The 25,775-nt window shown below is 68.6% G+C and carries 23 protein-coding genes; 15 read left to right on the forward strand and 8 right to left on the reverse strand.

Annotation, left to right across the window (positions count from 1 at the left end):
• The first annotated feature begins 194 nt into the window (after positions 1-194).
• The gene (locus M9945_RS19045; RefSeq protein ID WP_367945808.1) at positions 195-887 is read left to right on the forward strand and encodes a Crp/Fnr family transcriptional regulator; all 693 of its coding nucleotides are present in this window, start codon (positions 195-197) and stop codon (positions 885-887) included.
• A gap of 58 nt (positions 888-945) precedes the next feature.
• Positions 946-2,328 (forward strand): tyrosine phenol-lyase, encoded by a 1,383-nt coding sequence (locus tag M9945_RS19050; RefSeq protein ID WP_367945809.1) that lies wholly within the window; start codon positions 946-948, stop codon positions 2,326-2,328.
• Positions 2,329-2,394: 66 nt separating this feature from the next.
• Here M9945_RS19050 and M9945_RS19055 read toward each other — a convergent pair whose 3' ends face one another.
• Entirely contained in the window at positions 2,395-3,093 is a 699-nt protein-coding gene (locus M9945_RS19055; RefSeq protein ID WP_367945810.1) for an outer membrane protein, read from the reverse strand.
• Positions 3,094-3,304: 211 nt separating this feature from the next.
• Between M9945_RS19055 and M9945_RS19060 the strand changes: the two genes are divergently transcribed.
• The gene (locus M9945_RS19060) at positions 3,305-3,619 is read left to right on the forward strand and encodes a hypothetical protein (RefSeq protein WP_367930560.1); all 315 of its coding nucleotides are present in this window, start codon (positions 3,305-3,307) and stop codon (positions 3,617-3,619) included.
• A gap of 129 nt (positions 3,620-3,748) precedes the next feature.
• Here the strand turns inward: M9945_RS19060 and M9945_RS19065 are convergent, their stop codons facing one another.
• Both M9945_RS19065 and M9945_RS19070 read right to left on the reverse strand, forming a co-directional pair.
• Entirely contained in the window at positions 3,749-4,003 is a 255-nt protein-coding gene (locus M9945_RS19065) for a GlsB/YeaQ/YmgE family stress response membrane protein (RefSeq protein WP_367930559.1), read from the reverse strand.
• Positions 4,004-4,089: 86 nt separating this feature from the next.
• On the reverse strand, positions 4,090-5,718 hold the full coding sequence (locus M9945_RS19070; RefSeq protein ID WP_367945811.1) for a methyl-accepting chemotaxis protein: 1,629 nt from the start codon (positions 5,716-5,718) through the stop codon (positions 4,090-4,092).
• A 578-nt stretch (positions 5,719-6,296) separates the two neighbouring features.
• On the opposite strand from M9945_RS19070, the gene M9945_RS19075 reads away from it, so the two are divergent.
• From M9945_RS19075 to glmM, 10 genes are all read left to right on the forward strand, one after another.
• Complete coding sequence (locus M9945_RS19075; protein WP_367945812.1) at positions 6,297-7,337, forward strand: substrate-binding domain-containing protein; 1,041 nt, start codon at positions 6,297-6,299, stop codon at positions 7,335-7,337.
• A gap of 70 nt (positions 7,338-7,407) precedes the next feature.
• Positions 7,408-8,784, forward strand: coding sequence for a phosphate ABC transporter permease subunit PstC (gene pstC, locus M9945_RS19080; RefSeq protein WP_367945813.1), 1,377 nt, complete (start codon positions 7,408-7,410; stop codon positions 8,782-8,784).
• On the forward strand, positions 8,781-10,115 hold the full coding sequence (gene pstA, locus M9945_RS19085) for a phosphate ABC transporter permease PstA (protein ID WP_367945814.1): 1,335 nt from the start codon (positions 8,781-8,783) through the stop codon (positions 10,113-10,115). The genes pstC and pstA overlap by 4 nt, the downstream gene beginning before the upstream one ends.
• 113 nt (positions 10,116-10,228) lie before the next feature.
• Positions 10,229-10,990: a phosphate ABC transporter ATP-binding protein PstB gene (pstB, locus tag M9945_RS19090; RefSeq protein WP_367945886.1), complete on the forward strand. Its 762-nt coding sequence runs from the start codon at positions 10,229-10,231 to the stop codon at positions 10,988-10,990.
• An 11-nt stretch (positions 10,991-11,001) separates the two neighbouring features.
• Positions 11,002-11,709 (forward strand): phosphate signaling complex protein PhoU, encoded by a 708-nt coding sequence (phoU, locus tag M9945_RS19095; RefSeq protein WP_367930554.1) that lies wholly within the window; start codon positions 11,002-11,004, stop codon positions 11,707-11,709.
• Between the two features lie 22 nt (positions 11,710-11,731).
• Entirely contained in the window at positions 11,732-12,421 is a 690-nt protein-coding gene (gene phoB / locus M9945_RS19100; RefSeq protein WP_367945815.1) for a phosphate regulon transcriptional regulator PhoB, read from the forward strand.
• Between the two features lie 185 nt (positions 12,422-12,606).
• The gene (gene ybgF / locus M9945_RS19105; protein ID WP_367945816.1) at positions 12,607-13,551 is read left to right on the forward strand and encodes a tol-pal system protein YbgF; all 945 of its coding nucleotides are present in this window, start codon (positions 12,607-12,609) and stop codon (positions 13,549-13,551) included.
• Between the two features lie 29 nt (positions 13,552-13,580).
• The gene (gene tilS, locus M9945_RS19110; RefSeq protein WP_367945817.1) at positions 13,581-14,942 is read left to right on the forward strand and encodes a tRNA lysidine(34) synthetase TilS; all 1,362 of its coding nucleotides are present in this window, start codon (positions 13,581-13,583) and stop codon (positions 14,940-14,942) included.
• A gap of 143 nt (positions 14,943-15,085) precedes the next feature.
• Positions 15,086-17,026 carry an ATP-dependent zinc metalloprotease FtsH gene (gene ftsH / locus M9945_RS19115; RefSeq protein WP_367930550.1) on the forward strand — a complete coding sequence of 647 codons (1,941 nt, stop codon included), beginning with the start codon at positions 15,086-15,088 and terminating at the stop codon, positions 17,024-17,026.
• A gap of 318 nt (positions 17,027-17,344) precedes the next feature.
• Positions 17,345-18,700, forward strand: a complete 1,356-nt coding sequence (glmM, locus tag M9945_RS19120) for a phosphoglucosamine mutase (protein WP_367930549.1) — start codon at positions 17,345-17,347, stop codon at positions 18,698-18,700.
• A gap of 9 nt (positions 18,701-18,709) precedes the next feature.
• On the opposite strand, the gene M9945_RS19125 is transcribed toward glmM, so the two are convergent.
• The 4 genes from M9945_RS19125 to M9945_RS19140 all read right to left on the reverse strand — a co-directional run bounded on the left by M9945_RS19125 (position 18,710) and on the right by M9945_RS19140 (position 23,403).
• A complete protein-coding gene (locus M9945_RS19125; RefSeq protein ID WP_367945818.1) occupies positions 18,710-19,705 on the reverse strand; it encodes an esterase-like activity of phytase family protein in 996 nt (331 codons plus the stop codon).
• A complete protein-coding gene (gene cobT / locus M9945_RS19130; RefSeq protein ID WP_367945819.1) occupies positions 19,702-21,591 on the reverse strand; it encodes a cobaltochelatase subunit CobT in 1,890 nt (629 codons plus the stop codon). Before cobT ends, M9945_RS19125 begins: the two co-directional genes overlap by 4 nt.
• Positions 21,592-21,597: 6 nt before the next feature.
• Complete coding sequence (cobS, locus tag M9945_RS19135) at positions 21,598-22,584, reverse strand: cobaltochelatase subunit CobS (protein ID WP_367945820.1); 987 nt, start codon at positions 22,582-22,584, stop codon at positions 21,598-21,600.
• Positions 22,585-22,785: 201 nt separating this feature from the next.
• Positions 22,786-23,403: a J domain-containing protein gene (locus M9945_RS19140; RefSeq protein ID WP_367931827.1), complete on the reverse strand. Its 618-nt coding sequence runs from the start codon at positions 23,401-23,403 to the stop codon at positions 22,786-22,788.
• Between the two features lie 181 nt (positions 23,404-23,584).
• On the opposite strand from M9945_RS19140, the gene M9945_RS19145 reads away from it, so the two are divergent.
• Positions 23,585-23,866, forward strand: a complete 282-nt coding sequence (locus M9945_RS19145) for a BolA family protein (protein WP_367945821.1) — start codon at positions 23,585-23,587, stop codon at positions 23,864-23,866.
• Between the two features lie 14 nt (positions 23,867-23,880).
• A complete protein-coding gene (locus M9945_RS19150; protein ID WP_367945822.1) occupies positions 23,881-24,888 on the forward strand; it encodes an aldo/keto reductase in 1,008 nt (335 codons plus the stop codon).
• Positions 24,889-24,895: 7 nt separating this feature from the next.
• Here M9945_RS19150 and M9945_RS19155 read toward each other — a convergent pair whose 3' ends face one another.
• A complete protein-coding gene (locus M9945_RS19155) occupies positions 24,896-25,774 on the reverse strand; it encodes an HlyC/CorC family transporter (RefSeq protein ID WP_367945823.1) in 879 nt (292 codons plus the stop codon).
• Between the last annotated feature and the right edge of the window lies 1 nt (position 25,775).

A 25,775-nucleotide genomic window follows, 5' to 3' on the forward strand; every position in this document is an offset into this window, starting at 1 on the left:
TTGCGCCGCAACATTGCCGCGGCGCGCTTGCGGTTTCGCGCCACCGTGGCAGGCTGGCCGCGCCGGGTAGCGACATTCCGCTGGCAGTGTAATCCCGGCTACTGAGACGAGGGGGAGAATTCGCTATGGCTGGTCCCGACACGCAACAGAAACGACCTGAGGGTCGCGGGAGAGCCGGAGGGGAGGCGGATGCGATGACCATTCACGACACGCGCCTCGCGCACGAGCCGATCGTTCCATGGATCGTCTTCCGCGACCAGAGCTGCTGGGACGCGGTGCTGCATCTCGGCCGCAAGGTGGCGTGGCGCGCGGGCGCCGTGATCCAGCGGCCGGAGGACGAGGTCGCCGGCATCTTCCTGCTGCGCTCCGGCACCATCAAGGTCGCGGCGGCAAGCGCCGGCGGCCTGCAGCGCACCCTGTGGCTGATGGGCGAGGGCTCGGTGCTCGGCGAGGCGGCACTGTTCGGCCGTCATCCCTACATGCACGAGATCGTTGCGCTGGAGGATTGCACGGCGGTCGAGTTCCCGCGCGCCGTCGTGATGGACGCCCTGCTCGCCCATCACCCGGAGGTGAGCGCCGCGCTCCTCTCCAACATGGCCGCCAAGTGTTACATCATGTCCACCCAGGTCGAGGACACCACCTTCCTGTCGGCCGCACAGCGCCTCGGCCGCTTCCTCTACGGCGTGTGCCTGACGCGCGGCACGCGCCATGTCCGCCTGTCGCACGCCACCATCGCCGACCTGCTCGGCCTGCATCGCGTCACGGTCAGCAATACGGTGAGCGCGCTGCGCCGCGCCGGCCTGATCGAGGACCGCACCCACGACATCGTCGTCGCCGACATGGCCCGCCTCGCCGCCTTCACCGGCCAGGCGGCCCCGCCGGCCTGAGATCCGAAGCAGCCGCCATGCGGGAAGGCCGCGTGGCGCAACCCATGGAAGCACGACCATGCAGACGGCCTATCCAGCGGAACCCTACAAGATCAAGGTGGTCGAGTCGATCGCGGTGACGACGCGGGCCGAGCGCGAGCGGTTCATCGCGGACGCCGGCCACAACACCTTCCTGCTGCGTTCCGATCAATGCACCATCGACCTCCTGACCGACAGCGGCACCACGGCGATGAGCGACCGCCAGTGGGCGGGGATGATGCTGGGCGACGAGGCCTATGCCGGCAGCCGCAACTTCCTCCATCTCCAGCAGGTGGTGCGCGACTATTACGGCTTCCGCCACATCGTGCCGACCCATCAGGGGCGCGGGGCGGAGAATCTCCTGTCGATGATCCTCATCAGGCCCGGCGACTTCGTGCCCGGCAACATGTATTTCACCACCACCCGCGCCCATCAGGAGCGCAACGGCGCCACCTTCGTCGACATCATCGTCGACGAGGCGCACGATTCCCAGGTTGAGCTCCCGTTCAAGGGCAATGTCGATCTCGCCAAGCTCGAGCGGCTGATCGACGAGGTCGGTCCGAGCCGCATTCCTTACGTCTGCCTCGCCGTGACGGTGAACCTCGCCGGCGGCCAGCCGGTCAGCATGGAGAACATGCGCGCGGTCAGCGCGCTGTGCCGCCGCCACGGCATCAGGGTGATGTACGACGCCACGCGCTGCGTCGAGAACGCCTATTTCATCAAGACCCGCGAGGCGGGTTACGAGGACGTCTCCATCGCCGACATCCTCAAGGAGATGATGTCGTACGCCGACGGCTGCACGATGAGCGGCAAGAAGGACTGCCTCGTCAACATCGGCGGCTTCCTGTGCATGAACGATGACGAGCTCTACCAGAAGGCGAGCGAGCTGGTGGTGCTGTTCGAGGGCATGCCCTCCTATGGCGGGCTGGCCGGCCGCGACATGGAGGCGATGGCGCGCGGCATTATCGAATCGGTCGACTACGCCTACATCCATCACCGCGTCTCGCAATGCCGCTATCTCGCCGACAGGCTGGCGGCGGCTGGCATTCCGGTGGTCAGGCCGACCGGCGGCCACGCCGTCTTCATCGACGCCGGCGCGTTCCTGCCGCATGTGCCGCAGGACCTTTTCCCGGCGCAGGCGCTGGCGGCGGCACTGTTCGTCGAGGGCGGCGTGCGCGCCATGGAGCGTGGCATCGTCTCGGCGGGGCGCAACCGCGACACCGGCGACCACCATCGGCCGAAGCTCGAGCTGGTGCGGCTGACCATCCCGCGCCGCGTCTACACCTACGCCCATCTCGACGCCGTCGCCGACGCCTGCATCCGCCTCCACGAGCGGCGCGACGAGATCGGCGGGCTGGAGATGGTCTACGAGCCGAAGGTGCTGCGCTTCTTCACCGCGCGCTTCCGGCCGCTGGCGGCCTGAGCCCGAAACGCAACGCCGCGGAAAGGCTTGGAACCCCCGCGGCGTCGTTACCTGAAAGATCGGCCGCTACCAGAGATCGTAGCGCAGGCCGACCTTGACCTGATGGTGCTTGGTGCCCTCGCGGATAGCGAGGCGGTCGACGTCGAGATATTTCGCGTCAGGCGTATGCAGGAACTGGTAGCCGAGATCGACGGAGAGATTATCGGAGATCTTGTAGCTCGCGCCGGCCATCAGCGCATAGGCGAAGTCGTAGCTGGAGTCGTCGAAGCTCGCCGTCAGCGTGCCGGCCGGGTCGGTCAGCGTCGCCTCGGCCTTGCTGCGGGAATAGGCCAGGCCGACGCCGGCGCCGACATAGGGCGTGACGCCCATGATGGTCGCGATGTCGTAATAGCCGCTGACGAGGCCGCTCCACGCCTTGTAGGAGGCCTCGACGTCGAGGGTGCCGTCGTCATACGAGAAGCGGTCGCCGCCGAGATAGTTGACGGTCAGGTCGGCGCGGAAATTGTCGGTGAAGTGATAGCCGAAGCCGATGCCGCCGCCGAAACGGTGATGCTTCACCCCCGGGTAGGAGATGTCGTAGACCGGGTCGCCGGCATTGTAGCCGATGTCGCCGCGCAGATACCAGCCAGAGCCGATCTCGACCGGGACGAACTCGGGAGCCTCTTCCACGAAGATCGGCGGATCGTAATCGGCGGCGAGCGCCGGGGCCAGCGGAACGGCCGCGAGGACGGCGCAGACGACGGGCGTGCGGGAGGTCAGGGTCATGGTTCTACGCTCTCCGGAGGACTTACGGCCGTCATGCCGCCTCTTTCACTCCAGCCATTGTTAACCATGATGGTTAAACCGCGGTTAAGCATAATCGCGCCGGCGAGAAGGCCGTGAACGGAGGAGCCTCCCCCCTCCAGACCGGCCCGGATGGAACCTTGCGCCGGGGGTCGCCGTTTCCCCCGCACATCCACGCAAAGGGAGAATTCCAATGGCGTTGTTCTCGGGCCGCAGCAACGGTCACGATCTTCACCGCGACATCGAGGCGCTGCGCCGCGAGGTGGCGGCGCTGAGCCGCGCGGCCACCAAGCGCGGCACTGCCGCCTGGCGGGGCGCGAGCGACGAGGCGTCCGGCCTCTACGACGACGTCGCCGAGCGGATCGGCCACGCCCTGCCCGTCATCCGCCGCCGCGCGCACGATCTCGAGGAGACGATCCGCGACAATCCGGGGCGTGCCGCGGCGGCCGTCGGCCTCGCCGCGCTCACCATCGCCGCGATGGCGCTCCTGCTCGGCAATCGCCGCTGAGGCAAAAAGGCAGCGGACAAAAGGAAACGGGCGGCCCGAGCCGCCCGTTTTTCGTCCTTGCCGCCGGTCGTTACCGGCTGGCCGATCGCGCGGGCCGGTCCCGGAAGGACCATGCCCGCCGGAGCGATCTCAAGCCTGCTTCACCAGCCTGATGAGCACGAGGAGGATCACCGCGCCGATGGTGGCGTGGATGATGGCCGCGATGATGCCGCTGCCGATGCTGATGCCGATGGCGGGGAACAGCCAGCCGGCGATGAACGCGCCGACGATGCCGACGACGATGTTGCCGAGCAGGCCGAAGCCGTAGCCCTTGACGAGCTGGCCGGCGAGCCAGCCGGCGATCGCGCCGACGATGAGGAAAATAAGCAGACTTTCGATGCCCATATGAGACGCCTCCTTTTGGGGGTGGTGCGATCATGAACGGGGATCGGCGCGCTGTCCAGCCGTCCCCGCGCGATTTTGTCGCAGCGTCAGAACTCCTCCCACGACTCGTCCGCGGCCGTCTCCGGCCGGGCGGCGAGGGCCGTTGCGCCGTTGACGCGGGCGACGCCGCGCGGCCCCGACAGCACTGGACCGCCGCCCTGCCGCGCCGGCGCATGGGTCGCCCGGGCCGGCCTTGCGCGCGGCCGCTCCGTGCCCTCGCCGATGCGGAACCGCTCCAGCTTGGCGGCGAGGTCCACCGCCTCGCCCTTCAGGCGCTGCGTCTCGGCCGAGGTCTCCTCGACCATGGCGGCGTTCTTCTGGGTGATCTGGTCCATCTGGCCGACGGCCGTGCTCACCTCGGCGATGCCGCGCGACTGCTCGGCCGCGGCCGAGGCGATGTCGGTCATCAGGTGGTTGATCTCGTCGATGCGCCCGATCATCCGTCCCAGCGCCTCGCCGGCCGCGCCGACCAGCGACACGCCCGCCTCGACATGGTCCGAGCTGGTCGAGATCAGCTCCTTGATCTCCTTGGCCGAGCTGGCGCAGCGCTGGGCGAGGCTGCGCACCTCCTGCGCCACCACGGCGAAGCCCCGCCCGGCATCGCCGGCCCGCGCCGCCTCGACCCCGGCGTTCAGCGCCAGAAGGTTGGTCTGGAAGGCGATCTCGTCGATGACGCCGATGATCGCGGCGATCTCCTCGGACGAGGCCTTGATCTTGCCCATCGCCGCTACCGCGTCGGTGACCACCTTCTCCGACTGGGCCGCCTCGGCCTGTGTCGCGCCGACCACGCCCGACGCCTTGCCGGCATTGTCGGCGGTCAGCCGCACGCTTTCCGACAGTTCGTGCAGCGCCGCCGAGCTTTCCTCGAGGCTCGCCGCCTGCTGCTCGGTGCGCCGCGACAGGTCGTCGGAGGCGGTGGCGATGCCCTCCGCGCCGGCGACGATGGCGGTCGAGGTGGCGTGGACGTCGGCGATGGCCGCATGCAGCGAGCCGATGGCCGTGTTGAAGTTGCCGGCCATCGCCACGAACTCGTCCGGCATCCGCGCTGAAAGCCGGCTTTCGAGATTGCCGTCGGCGAGACCGTCGAGCGCGTCGGCGAGCAGTTGCAGCGCGGCGCGCTGGTCGGCCTCGGCCTTCGCCTTCTCCTCCTCGGTCCGGCGCCGCGCCGCCGCCAGCTCGTCGAGATAGATCGAGACGCCGTAATCCATGTCGAGCATCGCCGCCTTGACCACGGTGGCGACGTCGCGGGCGAGGTCCGCGGCGCGCCTGCGCCCTAAGGCCGAGGGCCAGCGCGCGGCGACGACCGCGCCGATCAGTTGCTCGAGGATCAGCGCGTAGCCGCCGATGTACCAGCGCGGCTCCAGCCCGAGGCGGGCATGGACCTGCCCGACGACCGACACGCCCTCGACATAGCGGTTGTCGAATTCGGCGCTGGCGATGATGTTCCAGTGCTTTTCCTGGCGCTTCTTGGCGCTGTCGAGATGCTTCTCGTTGGAGAACATGGAATAGGTCTGCGGCGTCACCCGCACCTTGGCGTAGAACCGGTCGAGCGCCGGGTCGATCGATGCGGCGATCACCGCCGCGAGCGAGCGCAACCGCGCCCGTGCGGCATCGTCGATACCGATGAAGTCGAGCCGCTCGGCGAGGGCGGCCGGGTCGTGTGCCTGATTGGTCATGGGTCATCCATTCTGCTGGTGCGATATGCGGCCCGCCTGCGGCCCCGTCCGGCCGCGCGGCGTCATTCCTCTCCGGCGCCTCCCGGGCCGGTACTGCATCACGCATACTGGAAGAACATGGATAATCATTAGTTGCTTTATAGAAAAATACAACTTCTAATATAGGCCCAAACACCCCGTATCCGGCCGGCCGGGAACGCATGCACATTCCTGCAAGGCAGCCATGCACGACGTACGGTTGCGTTCATCGGCGACGACTCCTATCTGGGGTGTGTCGGTGATCTACCTCCTCCCGGAAAGCCGACACCAGACGCGGCACCTCCTCCCCCCTTGGCCGCGTCCCAGAACAACCCGCCGGACCTCCTCCCCCGGCGGGTTTTCTTTTTCTCCCGATGTGGCGCCGGATCGCCGCCGGCCCACCCGACCATTCTTCCCGCGCGGCGCCGCATGCCGGCTAAACCGACATCGAGCGGTAACAGAACCGACAGAAAACTGTCATCCAACTGTTACACGGAGCCCTTATTGCCGCTTCCGACGCAAGCGCGTCGACGGAATTTTCCGAACAGGAGTAGGCTCCAATGAACAAGTTCTTCCTCACCGTATCGACTGCCGCCATCGCCCTCGCGATCCAGTCGGGCGCCGCCCTCGCCCAGTCGCGCGACACCATCCAGATCGCCGGCTCGTCGACCGTCCTGCCCTTCGCCTCGATCGTGGCCGAGGAGTTCGGCAACGCCTTCCCCGAGTTCAAGACCCCGGTCGTCGGTTCGGGCGGCTCGTCGGGCGGTCTGCGCCAGTTCTGCGGCGGCGTCGGCGAGAACACCATCGACATCGCCAACGCCTCGCGCCGCATCCGCGCCGCCGAGGTCGAGGCCTGCAACGCCGCCGGCGTCAAGGACATCCGCGAAGTCCAGATCGGCTATGACGGCATCGTCTTCGCCACCAGCGCCACCAAGGGCGACTTCGCGCTCGAGCCGGTCCACGTCTTCAAGGCCATCGCCGCCCAGGTCGCCGTCGACGGCAAGCTGGTCGACAACCCCTACAAGAGCTGGAACGAGATCGACGCCTCGCTGCCCGACCAGCCGATCGCGCTGGCGATCCCGGCCTCGAACCACGGCACCCGCGAAGTGTTCGAGGAGCGCGTGATCGCCACCGGCGCCAAGGAAGCCGGCCTGCCGGAGCTGTCCAAGGAAGACCATGAGAAGGTCCTGAAGAACTTCCGCCAGGACGTCGTGGTCGAGATCGCCGGCGACTACACCGAGACGCTCGCCCGTCTCCAGGCCAACCCCGATACCGTCGGCGTCTTCGGCCTCTCCTTCTACGACCAGAACCGCGACACGCTGAAGGTCGCCACGATCTCCGGCATCACCCCCTCGCTCGACACCATCGCCAAGGGCGAGTACCCGGTTTCGCGCCCGCTCTACTTCTACGTCAAGGGCGAGCACATCGGCGTCGTCCCCGGCATCGCCGAATATGTCGAGTTCTTCCTCTCCGACCAGATGGCCGGTCTCGGCGGCACGCTCGAGAGCGCCGGCCTGATCCCGGCCCCGGCCGAGGAGACCGCCGAGGTCCTGGCCGCCTTCCAGGAAGGCAAGGCCCTGACCGCCGCGGACCTGAAGTAAGGGTTTCATCCCGATGGGGCGGGCCGGCGCCAGCCGGTCCGCTCCCCTTTCTCGTTGGGGACCCTCGCCCGTGAACACCACGATCGTTGCCGGATTGCTGCTGGTTCTTCTCGCCTTCGCCTATCAGACGGGATGGTCGCGCAGCACCCGCCTGGCGCCTGCAGACGGAGGGCGGCTGCATTCGCGCCCCGTCTATCACGGGGCGCTGGTGGCCATCTGGGCGCTTGCGCCTGCTCTTCTCATCCTCGCTCTGTGGGCCCTGTTCTCCGAGACAGCGAGCCGGGCGTGGATCATCGCCCAGCTTCCGCCCGAGATCGCCGCGCTCCAGGGCGTCGATCTCGAGGACGCCATCCGCCGCGTGCGCCAGATCGCCTCGGGCTTCGGCGTCGCCGGCGAGACCGCCCCTTACGAGAACAGCGCCGCGCAGGCGCTGGTCGAGTTCAACCTCCTGACCTTCGCCGCCGCGATCGCGGCGGCGGCCGGCACCGGCGCGATCGCGCTGTGGTTCGCGCGCGGCCGCATCACGCCGCGGCTTCGCGCCCGCAACGAGGTCGAGACGGTCGTGCGCCTCGCCATGATCGCCTGCTCGGTCGTCGCCATCATGACCACGGCCGGCATCGTCGCCTCGCTGCTCGCCGAGGCCGTGCGCTTCTTCACCTTCGTCAACCCGGTCGACTTCTTCTTCGGCACGGTCTGGCGTCCCGGCTTTTCGTCAACAGGCACCGGCGCGGGCGGCCAGTACGGCCTCCTGCCGCTCCTGTGGGGGACGCTGATGGTCGCCTCGATCGCCATGCTGGTCTCGCTGCCCATCGGCCTAATGACCGCGATCTACCTGTCGCAATATGCCAGCCCCAGGGTGCGCGACACGGTCAAGCCGATCGTCGAGATCCTCGCCGGCATCCCGACCATCGTCTACGGCTTCTTCGCCCTCGTCACCGTCGGCCCGTTCCTGTCCTCGGTCGGCCAGGCCGTCGGCCTCGACATCCGCGCCATCAGCGCCCTGACCGCCGGCTCGGTCATGGGCATCATGATCATCCCCTTCATCTCCTCGCTGTCGGACGACATCATCCGCCAGGTGCCGAAGGGTCTGCGCGACGGCTCGCTCGGCCTCGGCGCGACGCAGTCGGAGACGATCAGGCGCGTCATCCTGCCGGCGGCGCTGCCCGGCATCGTCGGCGCGTTCCTGCTCGCCGTCAGCCGCGCCATCGGCGAGACCATGATCGTGGTCCTCGCCGCCGGCAACAGCCCGTTCCTGCGCCTGAACCCCGGCGAGCCGGTCTCGACCGTCACCGTCACCATCGTCAACCAGCTCACCGGCGACACCGACTTCGCCTCGCCGCAATCGCTGGTCGCCTTCGCGCTGGGCCTGACGCTCTTCGCGATGACCCTCGTCCTCAACGTCGCCGCCCTCTACATCGTGCGCCGCTACAGGGAGCAGTACGAATGACCTCCGAAGAACGGCTCGCGCTCATCCGCGCCGGCCTCTCCTCCCGCCACGCCCGCGAGAGAAGGTTCCGCTTCTACGGCCTCGCGGCCATCGCCGCCGCGCTCGGCGCCGTCGTCATCCTGTTCGGCATGATCCTCGCCAAGGGCCTGCCGGCCTTCACCCAGGCCACGCTGACGCTCGACGTCGCCTTCGACCCCGCGATCGTCAAGGTCGAGGACAAGCCGCGGCAGCGCGAGGGCCAGTCGCCGGCCGATTACCGGCAGGAGCTGCTCGCCTGGGAGCGCAAGGTGACGATGCTGAACTGGAACCGCGTCGTCGAAGAGGCGGTGCGCGCGGCCGCCCCCGGCACCGAGGCCGATTCCCGCCAGCTCCTGTCGATCGTCGAGACCAACGCCCGCTTCCAGCTTCGCGACCTCTTCGTCGCCGATCCCTCGCTGCTCGGCAAGACGGTCGCGGTGAAGATGCTCGCCTCGGCCAATGCCGACAACTGGCTGAAGGGCAACATCGACCGCTCGCTGCCCGACGCCCAGCAGCAGCTTTCGGCCCCCGCCCGGGCGCTGGCCGACGAGCTGCGCGAGAAGGGCAACATCGACTTCGCCTTCGCCTGGCACATCTTCACCAACACCGATTCGCGCTCCGCCCCCGCCTCGGCCGGCCTCGCCGGCGCCTTCGTCGGCTCGCTCTACATGATGCTGGTGGTGATCGTGCTCGCCGTACCGATCGGCGTGATGAGCGCGGTCTATCTCGAGGAGTTCGCGCCGAAGAACCGCTTCACCGACCTCATCGAGGTCAACATCAACAACCTCGCGGCCGTGCCGTCCATCGTCTTCGGCCTGCTCGGCGCGGCGGTGTTCATTAACTACTTCCGCCTGCCGCTGTCGGCCCCGCTGGTCGGCGGCCTGGTGCTGACGCTGATGACGCTGCCGACCATCATCATCGCCACCCGCTCGGCGCTGCGCGCGGTCTCGCCCTCGCTCAGGCAGGCCGCGCTCGGCCTCGGCGCGTCGAAGACGCAGACCGTGTTCCACCACGTCTTGCCCGTCACCTATCCCGGCATCCTGACCGCGACCATCATCGGCGTCGCCCAGGCGCTGGGCGAGACTGCGCCGCTGCTGCTCATCGGGATGAACGCCTTCGTCGCCCAGGTGCCGGGCACGCCGCTCGACCAGTCCACCGCCCTGCCGGTGCAGATCTATCTGTGGCAGGGCAACGAGAACCGCAACTTCTTCGAGGCGCGCACCTCGGCGGCGATCATCGTCCTGCTCGGCCTGATGCTGACGCTGAACGCCATCGCCATCTTCCTGCGCACGCGGCTGGAGAAGCGCGCATGACCACGAACACCGGAACGGAGGCTATCGCCATGCACATGCCGGCCGAGAAGATCGTCCCTCAATCGGACCTCTACACCATGAAGTCGTCCACCATCCGCACGCCCGACGCAGACATGCGCCCGGCCCGCATCACCGCCCGCGAGGTCGGCGTCTTCTACGGCCCGAAGCAGGCGCTGTTCGACGTGTCGATCGACATCCCGGAAAAGGCCGTCACCGCCTTCATCGGCCCCTCGGGCTGCGGCAAGTCGACCTTCCTGCGCTGCCTCAACCGCATGAACGACACCATCGAGGGCTGCCGCGTCACCGGCACGATCCGCCTCGACGGCTCCGACATCGCCGACCCGGCGCTCGACCCCGTGGAGCTGCGCGCCCGCGTCGGCATGGTGTTCCAGAAGGCGAACCCGTTCCCCAAATCGATCTACGAGAACGTCTCCTACGGCCCGCGCATCCACGGCCTCGCCCGCGCCCGCGCCGACCTCGACGCCATCGTCGAGTCGAGCCTCCAGAAGGCCGGCCTGTGGAACGAGGTCAAGGACCGGCTGAACGAGCCGGGCACCGGCCTTTCCGGCGGCCAGCAGCAGCGCCTGTGCATCGCCCGCGCCATCGCCGTCTCGCCGGAGGTGATCCTGATGGACGAGCCGTGCTCGGCGCTCGACCCCATCGCCACAGCCCGCATCGAGGAGCTGATCGACGAACTGAAGCAGAACTTCACCATCGTCATCGTCACCCACTCCATGCAGCAGGCCGCGCGCGTATCGCAGCGCACCGCCTTCTTCCATCTCGGCAATCTCGTCGAGGAAGGCCCGACCGACATGATCTTCACCGGCCCGCTGGAAAAGCGGACGCAAGACTACATCACCGGCCGCTTCGGCTAGGAGGCACGACCATGGGGCAGCACACCGTCACATCCTTCGACGAGGACCTCGACGCCATCGACCGGCTGATCCACGACATGGGCGATCTGGCCGACGCGATGGTCGCGGCGTCCGCCCGCTCGCTGGTCACGTCCGACACGGCGCTGGCGCAGCGCGTCATCTCCGACGACGCGGTGATGGACGCGCGCCAGCGCGAGCTGGACGACCGCGCCATCACGCTGATCGCCAAGCGCCAGCCCGTGGCGCAGGATCTGCGCTCGGTCGTCGGCGCGATCCGCATGGCCGCCGATCTCGAGCGCATCGGCGACCTCGCCAAGAACATCGCCAAGCGCGTCGGCGCCGTCGGCGAGAACGCCACCCCGCGCGAGCTCTCGCACTCGATCGAAACCATGGCGCAGGCCGTGATCGCCCAGATCGACCGCGCCATCGCCCGCTACGAGGCACGCGACCACGAGGGCCTTGCCCGGCTGCGCGACGAGGACGAGAAGATCGACGTCCAGTACACGGCCGTGTTCCGCGAGCTCCTGACCTACATGATGGAGGACCCGCGCAACATCACCGCCTGCACGCATCTGCTGTTCTGTGCCAAGAACCTCGAGCGCATCGGCGATCATGTGACGAACATCGCCGAAAACGCCTATTATGTGCTGACCGGCCACCAGCTGCCGCTGAACAGGCCGAAAGCAGACGAGACGGTGATGGCGGTACGGCCGAAGTGACGGGCCCCGCAGGAAGCAGGACATGATCGCTCCGAAAATCATGGTGGTGGAGGACGAGGAGCCGCTCGGCGTCCTCCTGTGCTACAATATGGAAGCCGAGGGATACCAGGTCGAGGTGGTGACGCGCGGCGACGAGGCCGAGATGCGCCTGCGCGAGACCGTGCCGGACCTTCTCGTGCTCGACTGGATGGTGCCGGCCGTCTCCGGCATCGAACTGTGCCGCCGCCTGCGCCTGCGCGCCGAGACCGAGCGGCTGCCGATCATCATGCTCACCGCCCGCGGCGAGGAGACCGACCGCGTGCGCGGTCTGACGACCGGGGCGGACGACTATCTCGTCAAGCCGTTCTCGATGCCCGAATTCGTCGCGCGGGTGCGCGCGCTGCTGCGCCGCGCCAAGCCCGAGGTGCTGTCCTCGGTGCTCAAGGTCGACGACCTCGTCCTCGATCGCGAGACGCACCGCGTCCATCGCGGCGAGGCGGAACTGAAGCTCGGCCCCACCGAGTTCCGCCTGCTCGAGTTCCTGATGCAGCATCCCGGCCGCGTCTTCTCGCGCGGGCAGCTTCTCGACAATGTCTGGGGCGAGACGCTCTATATCGACGAGCGCACCGTCGACGTCCATGTCGGGCGGCTGCGCAAGGCGGTCAATCTCGACGGCCTGCCCGACGTGATCCGCACCATCCGCGGCGCCGGCTACGCCATCCGCGAGATCTGAGCGCGCCGGCAGGTCCGATCGTTCCGCCCCCATCGTTCCGGCACCGTATCGACGCCGCGTTTCCATGCCGCGCGGCGTCAATCACAATTTGGCCGAACTCGGCTGTGCTGATAAAAGGATGCCCGCGAACCGCGATCGGAGAGGATCGCGGACCAACCACAGGCAACCCGATGAAGAGACCAGACATGTTTTTGCGTTTTCTGCTGATCGGCGCCCTCGCCTTGCCGCTTGCGCTCGCCGCCGGCACGGCCGCGCGCGCGCAGGCCACCGATCCGCGCGTCGCCCAGCTCGAGGAGCAGGTGCGCCAGCTGAACGGCCTCGTCGAGGAGCTGAACTTCCAGCTCCTCCAGATGCAGGACCAGCTTCGCCGCATGCAGGAGGACAACGAGCTGCGCTTCCAGGAACTGGAGGAACGCCGCTCGGATGCGTCGGGCGCACAGCGCCCGCGCGACCATGCCGCGACCACCCCGCCGCCTGCCGCCAACGCACCCCCGCCGACGGGAAGCGGCGACGACGAGTTCTATGCCGCCGAAGAAGCCGTGACCGGCGGCGGCGCGCAGGTGCGCGGCGAGCCGCCGCGCAATCTCGGCAGCATCACCTTCGACGCCGACGGATCGCCGCGCGTCGCCATGCCGGCCGAGCAGCCCCCCGTTGGCCAACCCCCTGCCGGGCAGGTTCCGGTGGGACAGACGCAGGCCGCGCCGGCGCAGGACGGAACCACGGTCGCGGCGCTGCCGCCGCGCGGTGACGACGATGACGAGCTCTACCGCAACGCCTACGAATTCGTCCTGTCGGGCGACTACGGCACGGCCGAGGCCGGCTTCCGCGACCTGATCGCGCGCTTTCCCGACAGCGAGCATGCGGCGGACGCGCATTTCTGGCTCGGCGAATCGCTGCTCGCCCAGCAGAAGCCGCGCGAGGCGGCCGAGATCTTCCTCGCGGCCAGCCGCGACTTCCCGCAGGCGCGCAAGGCGCCCGACACGCTGTTCAAGCTCGGCGTCTCGCTCGTCGCCATGAACCAGCGCGACGTCGCCTGCGCCACCTTCACCGAAGTCCTGCAGCGCTACCCGCAGGCCAGCGCCGCGCTCACCGAGCGCGTGAAGCAGGAACAGGCCGCGGCCTCCTGCTGACGCTAGACGGGGGTCCCGGGACGACCGCGGTGGACCTCGACCCGCTTTCCCTTTTTCGCGATCTGGACGCCGGCGCCGTGCTGGCCGTCGCCGTTTCCGGCGGCAGCGATTCGCTGGCGCTCCTCCTCCTTGGCCACGACTTCGTCCGCCGCCATCGCCCGGCGCTGCGGCTGACCGCCGTCACCGTCGATCACGGCCTGCGCCCCGAATCCGCCGCCGAGGCGGCATGGGTCGCCGCCTTCTGCCGCCAGCGCGGCATCGCCCACGAGACGGTGGTCTGGCAGGGCGACAAGCCGGAAACCGGCCTCGCCGCCGCCGCGCGCGAGGCGCGCTACCGGCTCCTCGCCGATGCCGCGCAACGCGCCGGCGCATCCACTATCCTCGCCGGCCACACGCTCGACGATCAGGCCGAGACGCTCGCGATGCGCGCGGCGCGGGCAGAAGGCGCGGGCCAGGTGGGTGCAGGGCTGGCCGGCATGGCGCGGGCGACGCTTTTCGACGGCCGTGTCTGGATCGCCCGGCCGCTGCTGAGGACTCGCCGGCAGGCACTGCGCGACTGGCTTGGCCGGCGCGGCGTCGAATGGATCGACGACCCCTCCAACGACAATCCCGCCTATGAGCGGGTCCGGGTGCGCAAGGCGCTCGCCCATGCCGAGGTCGAAACGCTGGGCGCGGAGGCCCGCCGGCAGGCCCTTGCCCGGCAGGCGCTGGCCGAGCGCGCGGCGGCATGGATCGGGCGCTTCGCCAGCCGCCCGGCGCCGGGGCTGCTGCGGCTCGATCCCGCCTTCGCCGATGACGACGACGACGCGCGCGAAGCGGCGATCCTCGCGCTGCGCGCCTTGCTGGCCACTGCCGGCGGCACGCCCCGCCTGCCCGACCGCGCGCGCGTCGAAACCCTTCTGCGCCGGCTGGCCGACGGCGCGCCGATGCGGGCCACTTTGTCGCGCGCCGCCGTCGATACGCGCCGCGCCGGCGTCTTCCTGCGCCGCGAGGCGCGCAACCTGCCCTTCGTGCCGCTCGGCGCCGGGCCGGTCCTGTGGGACGGCAGGCTGCGCGCAACCGCCGCACCGGGCGCGCACGATCTGCATATCGGCCCGCTCGGCCACGACGGCGCGGCACGGTTTCCGGCGGAAACGCAAGCCGGGGTCCCGCCTGCGCTCGTCCGCGCCGCATGGGCGGCGGAGCCGGCGCTTTACTCCGGCAGAACTCTGATCGGGCCGCTCCTCGCCCCGGCCGCCGCCGGCGACAGCGTCCCGGCCTCGCCCACTGCGGCGCCTTTCGCGCGCTTCCTGACGGGTTTCGACCGGCCGCTGGCCGCCGCGCTTCAACGCCTTGCCGGCGCGCCGGCCCTGCCCTCGCCGCCTTGGCCGGAACACATTGGTCCCGGATAGATCGGCATCGACGCTTAACTGAAAAAGGCGGCCGCGCTTGGCAAGACCCCATGGGCTGCCTATGTTAGGGACCGCACCTCGCACATTCGGAAAGCCGCGCCCCGGCAAGGACAGAATTCCCCCGGGCGCCAACGGGAAACACGATGAATCCGAACTACCGAAACCTCGCGCTCTGGGCGATCATCGCCGTCCTCCTGATCGCGCTCTTCAACCTGTTCCAGGCGCCGCAGCAGCGCGGCATGGCGCGCGACATCCCCTATTCGGAATTCCTGCGCGAGGTGGACGCCGGCCGCATCCATACCGTGACCATCGCCGGCAGCCGCATCAGCGGCACCTATGGCGAGGCCAGCGGCGGGTTCCAGACCTATTCGCCGGGCGACCCGACGCTGGTCCAGCGGCTGGAGGAAAAGGGCGTCACCATCAACGCCCGGCCCGAGACCGACGGCTCCAATTCGCTGTTCGGCTACCTGATTTCCTGGCTGCCGATGATCCTCATCCTCGGCGTGTGGATCTTCTTCATGCGCCAGATGCAGTCCGGCTCCGGCCGCGCCATGGGTTTCGGCAAGTCCAAGGCCAAGCTGCTGACCGAGGCGCACGGCCGCGTCACCTTCGCCGACGTCGCCGGCGTCGACGAGGCCAAGCAGGACCTCGAGGAGATCGTCGAGTTCCTGCGCGACCCGCAGAAGTTCCAGCGCCTCGGCGGCAAGATCCCGCGCGGCGTGCTGCTCGTCGGCCCTCCCGGAACCGGCAAGACGCTGCTCGCCCGCTCCGTCGCCGGCGAGGCCAACGTGCCGTTCTTCACCATCTCCGGCTCCGACTTCGTCGAGATGTTCGTCGGCGTCGGCGCGTCCCGCGTGCGCGACATGTTCGAGCAGGCCAAGAAGAACGCGCCCTGCATCATCTTCATCGACGAGATCGACGCGGTCGGCCGCCATCGCGGCGCCGGCCTCGGCGGCGGCAACGACGAGCGCGAGCAGACGCTGAACCAGCTCCTCGTCGAGATGGACGGCTTCGAGGCCAACGAGGGCATCATCCTCATCGCCGCCACCAACCGGCCCGACGTGCTCGACCCCGCCTTGCTGCGCCCCGGCCGCTTCGACCGCCAGGTCGTGGTGCCGAACCCGGACATCGTCGGGCGCGAGAAGATCCTGAAGGTGCATGTCCGCAACGTGCCGCTGGCCCCGAACGTCGACCTGAAGGTACTGGCGCGCGGTACGCCCGGCTTCTCCGGCGCCGATCTGATGAACCTCGTCAACGAGGCGGCGCTGATGGCAGCGCGGCGCAACAAGCGCCTCGTCACCATGCAGGAGTTCGAGGACGCCAAGGACAAGATCATGATGGGCGCGGAGCGCCGCTCCAACGCCATGACGCAGGCCGAGAAGGAGCTGACCGCCTATCACGAGGCCGGCCACGCCATCACCGCGCTCAACGTGCAGGCCGCCGACCCGCTGCACAAGGCCACCATCATCCCGCGCGGCCGCGCGCTCGGCATGGTCATGCAGCTCCCCGAGGGCGACCGCTACTCGATGAGCTACAAATACATGATCTCGCGCCTGATCATCATGATGGGCGGGCGCGTCGCCGAAGAGCTGAAGTTCGGCAAGGAGAACATCACCTCCGGCGCGGCCTCCGACATCGATCAGGCCACCAAGCTGGCCCGGGCCATGGTCACGCGCTGGGGCTTCTCGGACAAGCTCGGCCAGGTCGCCTATGGCGAGAACCAGGAAGAGGTCTTTCTCGGCCACTCGGTCGCCCGCCAGCAGAACGTCTCGGAAGAGACCGCCCAGATCATCGACGCCGAGGTACGCCGCCTGATCGAGGAGGCCTATCAGGGCGCGCGCAAGATCCTGACCGAGAAGAAGAAGGAGTGGATCGCCATCGCCGAGGGGCTGCTCGAATACGAGACGCTCAGCGGCGACGAGATCAAGCAGATCATCGCCGGCCAGAAGCCCTCGCGCGACCTCGGCGACGACACCCCGCCCAGCCGCGGCTCGACCGTGCCCAAGGCCGGCCCGCGCCACGAGGACCGCAAGAAGGGCGGCGAGGAGCCCGACGCCGGCATGGAGCCGCAGCCTCAGGGGTGAGGAGTGGTCCGCGCAGCGGTGAAAAGCCAACGATTTGGCTTTTCGAGCGGCGAACGCCCGGAGCCGTAGCGGAGGGCCGGCAGGCGGTTCATGCCGGCCGCGCCGCCGTGCCAACCACGCCTTTATCTTCCGCCGTCGCCCTCCGGGCGGCGGCGTTTCTCCACCAAGGCGCAGCCGCGCAAAGCATCGCGGCACGATTTCGCCCGGATACAACGGCAAAAACCCGGTCCGGCGTAACATTTGCTTATACATTGTGATGCCATACCTTCGATTATCTATGGCATTTCTCAGTCGGGCGACGGGAACAGAGCTGTCACGATGAGCAGGAAATATTTCGGGACCGACGGCATCCGGGGACGGGCCAACCGCTATCCGATGACCGCGGAAGTCGCCTTGCGCGTCGGCATGGCCGTGGGCATGTCCTTCCAGCGCGGCAGCCACCGCCATCGCGTCGTCCTCGGCAAGGACACGCGGCTTTCCGGCTACATGATCGAGAACGCCATGGTCGCCGGCTTCTGCGCCGCCGGCATGGACGTCTTCCTGCTCGGCCCGATCCCGACGCCCGGCGTCGCCATGCTGGTGCGCTCGCTACGCGCCGACATCGGTGTGATGATCTCCGCCTCGCACAACCCCTATTACGACAACGGCATCAAGCTGTTCGGCCCCGACGGCTACAAGCTCAGCGACGAGATCGAGCGGCGCATCGAGCAGCTCCTCGACCGCGACGTCGACATCGCGCTCGCCGACGCCGAGGCCCTCGGCCGCGCCAAGCGCATCGACGGCGTCCACGACCGCTATGTCGAGTTCGCCAAGCGCACGCTGTCGCGCTCGATGTCGCTTTCGGGCCTGCGCATCGTGGTCGACTGCGCCAACGGCGCCGCCTACAAGGTGGCGCCTGCCGCCCTGTGGGAGCTCGGCGCCGAGGTCATCACCATCAACAACGAGCCGAACGGCCTCAACATCAACGAGGATTGCGGCTCAACCCACCCGCTCGGCCTCGCCAAGAAGGTCCACGAGGTGCGCGCCGACGTCGGCATCGCCCTCGACGGCGACGGCGACCGCGTCACCATCGTCGACGAGACCGGCACGGTCGTCGACGGTGACCAGGTCATGGCGCTGATCGCCGAATCCTGGCAGCAGAACGGCCGCCTGAGCGGCGGCGGGCTGGTCGCCACCATCATGTCCAACCTCGGGCTGGAGCGCCACATGGCCGGCCTCGGCCTGTCGCTGGAGCGCACCAAGGTCGGCGACCGCTACGTGGTCGAGCGCATGCGCGAGGGCGGCTTCAACGTCGGCGGCGAGCAGTCGGGCCACATCGTGCTGTCCGACTTCTCGACCACCGGCGACGGGCTGGTCTCGGCGCTTCAGGTGCTGGCCTGCATCAAGCGCGCCGGCAAGCCGGCGAGCGAGGTCTGCCGCCGCTTCGAGCCGGTGCCGCAGGTGCTGAAGAACGTGCGTTTCTCCGGCGGCGCGCCGCTGGAGGACGAGACCGTCAAGCAGGCGATCGAGGACTGGCGCTCGAAGCTCGGCCGGAACGGCCGCGTCGTCATTCGCCCCTCCGGCACCGAGCCGCTGATCCGGGTGATGGCCGAGGCCGACGACCGCATCCTGGTCGAGCAGGCCGTCGACGGGATCGTGGACGTCATCGCCTCCTCGGCACGCTCCGCCGCCTGACTCCGGCAATCAGGGTAAAAGCCTGAATTCCAGATAGAGCGTCCTTTGCAGGAAGGACTGGTTGTCGTCCGACAGGATCGACAGGATGGTCGCGCCGTCGGCGCGGGTCCACGCGTCGAGCCCTTCCATGTTGTCGATGCGGTGGGCGAGGTCGGCCTGCGCCAGCACCTCGCCGTCGATCAGTGCCCCCGCCTTCACCGCCTCCCCGGGAAAGCGCCGCAGCCGCATCGCGACGCCCGCGGCGAGCGAGAGCCGGCGCTCAAGGAGGACGAGGTCTCCATCGGGCAGGAACACCCCGTCGGTGACGTCGAAGCCGTCGGTGCGCCGCACCTTGAAGATGCCCTTACCCGGCCCCTCGATAATGGCGGCGAAGAGGTCGCCGTTCCCGTCGATGCTGCGCTCGGCGACGACGATCCGCGCCCCCTTGAGCGGCCCGGCCCGCGGCGCGCGCACCACAGTTTCCAGCCCCTGATTGTTGCGCAGCTCGTGGCGCGGGATGACGAAATCGACGTCGCGCACCGGGCCGGCGATGCCGTCGGGGGCCAGCCTGTACTCGGAGACGCGCGCCTCGCGCTCGAAGGAGACGGTGGCGATCCCCTCGCTCACCTCCAGCCCCTCGGCATCGGCCATGCGCTTGTCGCGCAGGCGACGCCCGGCCGGGTCGATCATCGCCTGCATGCGGAAATCCGTGACGCCGAGCGGCGCGCCGTCGCCGTCGCGCGTGATCGCGCCGGAGAACCAGTAGCCGTGATCGGCGACGCCGATGAACGCGCCGCCGGGCTCAAGGAAGCGCAGCGCCGACAGTTGCCCGAACAGCCGCTCCGTCGAGCGCATCTCGAAGCCGCCGACGAACTCGAGCACGCCGAAGCGCGTCTCGCCGGAGCCCAGTTTGAAATTGGCGATCGGCCGGCTTTCGACCGGGACGTCGAACGGCGCTTCCGCCTGCACCGCTGTCGCGAAGACCAGCCCCGCCGCGAACAGGACGGCGGCGAGGAAAGCCCTCACCGGCGGCCCGCGACCCGGCGCGACTCGCGCCGGGTCTCCTCGCCGAACAGCGCGGCGAGCTGCTCGGTCATCGCCCCGGCCAGTTCCTCGGCGTCGACGATGGTGACGGCGCGACGATAGTAGCGCGTCACGTCATGGCCGATGCCGATGGCCAGCAGCTCGACCGGCGAGCGCGTCTCGATCAGGTCGATGACGCCGCGCAGGTGCCGCTCGAGATAGTTGCCAGGATTGACCGAAAGGGTCGAATCGTCGACCGGCGCGCCGTCCGAGATCATCATCAGGATCTTGCGCTGCTCGGGCCGCGCGATCAGCCGGTTGTGCGCCCACAGGAGTGCCTCGCCGTCGATGTTCTCCTTGAGCAGCCCCTCGCGCATCATCAGGCCGAGATTGCGCCGCGAGCGCCGCCACGGCGCGTCGGCCGACTTGTAGACGATGTGGCGCAGGTCGTTGAGCCGGCCGGGATTGGCCGGCTTGCCCTCCTTCAGCCATTTCTCGCGCGACTGGCCGCCCTTCCACGCCCGCGTGGTGAAGCCGAGGATCTCGACCGAGACGCCGCAGCGCTCCAGCGTGCGCGCGAGGATATCGGCGCAGGTCGCCGCCACCGTGATCGGCCGGCCGCGCATCGAGCCGGAATTGTCGATCAGCAGCGTCACCACCGTGTCGCGGAACTGCGTGTCGCGCTCCCACTTGAAGGAGAGCGGCTGCATCGGGTCGATGACGACGCGCACGAGGCGGGCGCTGTCGAGCACGCCCTCCTCGAGGTCGAAGTCCCACGAGCGGTTCTGCTGCGCCATCAGGCGGCGCTGGAGCCGGTTGGCCAGCCGGCCGACGATGCCCTGCAAATTGGCGAGCTGCTTGTCGAGGAAGGCGCGCAGGCGGTCGAGCTCCTCCTCGTCGCACAGCTCCTCCGCGCCGACCATCTCGTCGAACTCGGCGGTGAAGACCTTGTAGTCGAACTCCTTGGTGAAGTTCGAGAATGGGTTGTCCTGCCGCCTGGTCTCGCCGGCGGTCTCGGCGTCGAGGTCCTCGTCGTCGGCATAGTCGTCGGTCGACGCCTCAGCCTCGCTCTCGCCCGCTTCCTGGTCATCGTCCGAGGAGTCCGCCTCTTCCGACTGCGACGGCTCGGCGCCCTGGTCGTCCTCGCCGCCGTCCTCGCTGTTCTCCTCGCCCTGCGGCTGGTCGGGGTCGTCCTCTTCCTGATCCTGGTCCTGCTGGTCCTCGCCCAGCTCCTCGGCCATCTCCATCGAGACCAGCATGTCGCGCACGAGGCGGGCGAAGGCCTGCTGGTCGTCGAGCGAGCCCAAAAGCCCGTCGAGGTCGGCGCCGGCCTTGTCCTCGATCCAGCCGCGCCACAGCTCGACGAGCTGCTCGCCCGATTTCGGCGCCGGCCGCCCGGTCAGGCGCTCACGCACCAGAAGCGAGATCGCCTCCTCCAGCGGCGCGTCGGCCCTGTCGGTGACGCCGGCAAGGTTGGCGCGGGCGTAGCGGTCCTCCAGCATGTGGCCGATATTGTCGGCGACGCCGACCATGGCGCGGGCGCCGATGGCCTCGACGCGGGCCTGCTCGACCGCGTCGAAGATGGCGCGGGCCTGCGGCCCCTCGGGCGCGAGCTTCACATGCAGGCGCGGATCGTGACGCGCCCGGCGCAGCGCCATCGAATCGCCGAGGCCGCGCGTGATGGCGACGTCATCGAGCGTCGGCTTCTTCGGCAGTTCGGGCAGGCGCACGCGCTCGGCCGCCATGCCTGGCCGCTCCTTCGAGAAGGCGACCTCCAGCTCGCCGTCGCCGGCGAGCGCGCGCACGCACACCGTGACCGCGCGCTTGAACGCGTCGGCGTCGCCGCCCTTGACGGGCCGGTCGCGGACATTGTCGCCGGGCTTGGCCAAGGCTCGCTACCCCAGCGCGATGTTGGCGGCGCTTTCCGGCAGTTCCTCGCCGAAGGCGCGCTGGTAGAACTCGGCGACCACCGCCCGCTCCAGCTCGTCGCACTTGTTGAGGAAGGTCAGCCGGAAGGCGAAGCCGACATCGTTGAAGATCTCGGCGTTCTCGGCCCACATGATGACGGTGCGCGGGCTCATCACGGTCGACAGGTCGCCGTTGATGAAGGCCGAGCGCGTCATGTCGGCGACGCGCACCATCTTGTTGACGATCTCGCGGCCCTTCTCGTTCTGGAAGTGCTTGGCCTTGGCGAGGATGATCGCGACTTCCTTGTCGTGCGGCAGGTAGTTCAGCGTGGTGACGATGGACCAGCGGTCCATCTGCGCCTGGTTGATCTGCTGCGTGCCGTGGTAGAGGCCGGTCGTGTCGCCGAGGCCGACCGTGTTGGCGGTGGCGAACAGGCGGAACGCGGGATGCGGGCGGATGACCCTGGACTGGTCGAGCAGCGTCAGCCGGCCCGACGATTCCAGCACGCGCTGGATGACGAACATCACGTCCGGGCGGCCGGCGTCGTACTCGTCGAAGACCAGCGCGACGTTGTGCTGGTAGGCCCAGGGCAGGATGCCGTCGCGGAACTCCGTCACCTGCATGCCGTCCTTGACGACGATGGCGTCCTTGCCGACGAGGTCGATACGGGAAACGTGGCTGTCGAGGTTGATGCGCACGCAGGGCCAGTTCAGCCGCGCCGCCACCTGCTCGATATGGGTCGACTTGCCGGTGCCGTGATAGCCCGAGACCATGACGCGGCGGTTGTAGGCGAAGCCCGAGAGGATGGCGAGCGTCGTCTGCCGGTCGAACAGGTAGTCCGGGTCGATGTCCGGCACGTGCTCGGACGGGGCGGAATAGGCCGGCACCACCATGTTGGTGTCGAAACCGAAGGTTTCCTTGACCGAGACGGTCGTGTCGGGAAGGTTGGCGATGTCGCGGTCGACCTTGTTCATGCTGTCTCCACATGCGGAAGCCAAGTCTTCCGCCGGCATTGTCCCAGAATTCGCAGGCGTATCTAGCAGACGCGCCGCCCGACACAAACCTGTTTTGGCTGGAGCAGCGGGCATTCTGGCGAATGCCGTTCCGCTGCCCCCACCCGTTTCCCCGGCCGCGTTATCGCGACGCCGGACGGGACCGCCCGGCTGCGAAACGCTCTAGCAAAGGCCCGCCTGCTTGAGCACGCGATAGGCCTGAAGCACGTCGCGGAAGCGTTCCTCGGAGCCTCTGTCGCCGCCATTGGCGTCGGGATGATGGCGCTTGACCAGTTCCTTATAGCGCGCCTTGATGGCTTCGCCAGACGCATTCATTTCAAGGCCAAGCGTTTCCATGGCCTTGGCCTCAAGCGTCTTGAGCTTGCGCGCGCGGGTGCGCCCGGCGCGCGGCTCGTCGCCGAACATGCCGAACGGATCGCGCACGCGGTTGTAGTAGCCGGCCGCCCCGGACCGCTTCTGGGCGAAATCGGGCGCGGAGCGCGTCTGGCCGTTGGCGCCCATCTTCCATGTCGGCCGGTGGCCGGTCAGCGCCTCCTTCTGGAAGCGCGCGACCTCGGTGTCGGCGAGGCCGGAGAAATAGTTGAAGTTCTTGTTGTATTCGCGCACGTGATCGAAGCAGAAGCGGAAATACTCGCCCTCGCGCATGCGCCCGACCGGCGCGCGGTGGGTGCCGGCGCCCTCGCACCCGTCCCACTGGCAGGCCGGCGCGCCGGTGCGCGTCTGGGTCTCCGCCTCCGGGCGAATCCTGATCTTCTCGAAATATTTCGAATAGGGTTTCATGGAGTTCCGGGGGTTCCGGGGCGAAGCTCGCCGACGATTATGGGGGCTTCGCGATGCGATACAAGAATTGACTTTTGCGGAATCATCGCCCACCGGCCTAGATCAGGGGCATGAATCGGGCCGGCCGGAAGCCTTCCGCCCGTCCCGTCCTGCCTGCCCTATATGGTGAAAGGAGCCTGCCTTGTCCATCCGCGCGACCATCGAGGAAAAGCTCGCTGCGGCATTTTTGCCGCAGCATCTGGAGGTCATCAACGAGAGCCACCTCCATGCCGGCCATCAGGAGCATTTCGACGGCGCGGGCGAGACGCACCTTCGGCTGCGCATCGTGGCCGACGCCTTTTCCGGCATGAGCCGGATCGAGCGCCACCGCGCCATCAACGCGCTGATCGCCGACGAACTTGCCGACACGGTCCACGCCTTCGCCATCGAGGCGGCGGCGCCGGGTGAGCCGCGGCGCTGGTAGAAGGAAACGCGACCATGACACAGACACCCCTTCCGACACGCAAGCTCGGCCCTCATCTGACCGTCTCGGCCGTCGGGCTCGGCTGCATGGGCATGAGCCACGGCTATGGCGGGCAGGACGAGGCCGACGCGATCCGCACGCTGCATCGCGCGGTCGAGCTCGGCGTCAGCTTCTTCGACACGGCCGAGGCATACGGCCCCTTCGCCAACGAGATCCTCGTCGGCAAGGGGCTGAAGCCGTTCCGCGACAAGGTGACGATCGCGACGAAGTTCGGCTTCCGGCTCGATCCGGCGCGGAAAGGCGCCGAGGCGATGAACGGCCTCGACAGCCGGCCCGGGCATGTGCGGGACGTGGCCGAGGCGTCGCTGAAGCGGCTGGGCGTCGAGGCCATCGACCTTCTCTACCAGCACCGGCTCGACCCCGAGGTGCCGATCGAGGACACGGTCGGCGCGATGGCCGAACTGGTCCGCGAGGGCAAGGTGCGCGCGCTCGGCCTTTCCGAGGTCGGGACCGAGACGCTGCGCCGCGCCCACGCCGTCCACCCGATCTCGGCCCTCCAGAGCGAGTATTCGCTGTGGACCCGCAACCCCGAGGGCGAGATCCTCGACACCTGCCGCGAGCTCGGCATCGGCTTCGTGCCGTTCAGCCCGCTCGGCCGCGGCTTCCTCACCGGCAAGATCCAGAAGCCGGAGGATTTCGGCGCCGACGACTTCCGCCACAAGCTGCCCCGCTTCAGCGCGCAGAACATGGCGGCCAACGCCTCGCTGGTGAAGATCCTCGAGGAGATGGCGGCGCAGAAAGGCGCGACGGCGGCGCAGCTCGCGCTCGCCTGGGTCATCCATCGCGGCGATTTCATCGTGCCGATCCCCGGCGCGCGCAGGATCGATCATCTGGAGCAGAACGTCGCCGCGGCGCGCATCGCGCTGTCGGCCGAAGAGATGGAAGCGCTCGGCGACCTGCTGGCGCCGGAGAAGTTCGCCGGCGAGCGCTACGGCGCCGGCGCATGGGTGAGCCGCAAATAGACCCGCGTCAGCCGGCCTCGGCCGGCCTGATGCGGATGCGGGTGATGCGGTTCTTCTCGCGCTTCATGACGATGAACCGCTTGCCGTGGAAGGTGAAGGCCTGCCGCTCGCGCGGGATCGACTGGGTCTCGTGGATGACGAGGCCGGCGATGGTCGTCGCCTCGTCGTCGGGCAGGGTCCAGTCGAGCGCGCGGTTCAGGTCCCGGATCGGCACCTGGCCGTCGACCACCACCGAGCCGTCCGCCTCCTGGCGCACGCCCTGCACCTCGATGTCGTGCTCGTCGGCGATGTCGCCGACGATCTCCTCGATGATGTCCTCCAGCGTCACCAGCCCCTCGACCTCGCCATACTCGTCGACGACGATGGCGAAATGGACCTTGCGCCGCAGGAAGGCGTTCAGCTGGTCCTGGAGCGTGGTCGTGTCCGGCACGAACCACGGCCGCGCCGCCAGCTTGGCGATGTCGATCTGCGAGAAGTCGTAAGCCGCCTCGTTGAGCGCGCGCAACAGGTCCTTGGCATGGACAACGCCGACGATGTTGTCGGGCTCGCCACGCCACAGCGGCATGCGCGTGTGCGGGCTCTGCAGCACCTCACGCACCAGCGCCTCGGGCGGGTCGTCGGCATTGAGCGAGCGCATGTGGGTGCGATGGACCATGACGTCGCAGACCTCGAGCTCGGCGAGGTCGAGCAGCCCGCCCATGCGGTCGCGGTCCTGCTTGACCACCGCGCCCTCGCGATGGATCGCGTCGCGCAGCCCGTCGCGGGCGCTCTGCGCCGGCGCGATCGGCGCGAGCTCCAGCCCGAACAGGGCGAGCAGCGGGCGATGGAAGGCGACGAGCGCGAGCACCGCCGCCAGCGGCAGGAGGACGAGGGCCAGCTCCTCCATC

It is taken from the genome of Aquamicrobium sp. (assembly GCF_023954335.1).
In the GTDB taxonomy this organism is placed as follows: domain Bacteria; phylum Pseudomonadota; class Alphaproteobacteria; order Rhizobiales; family Rhizobiaceae; genus Aerobium.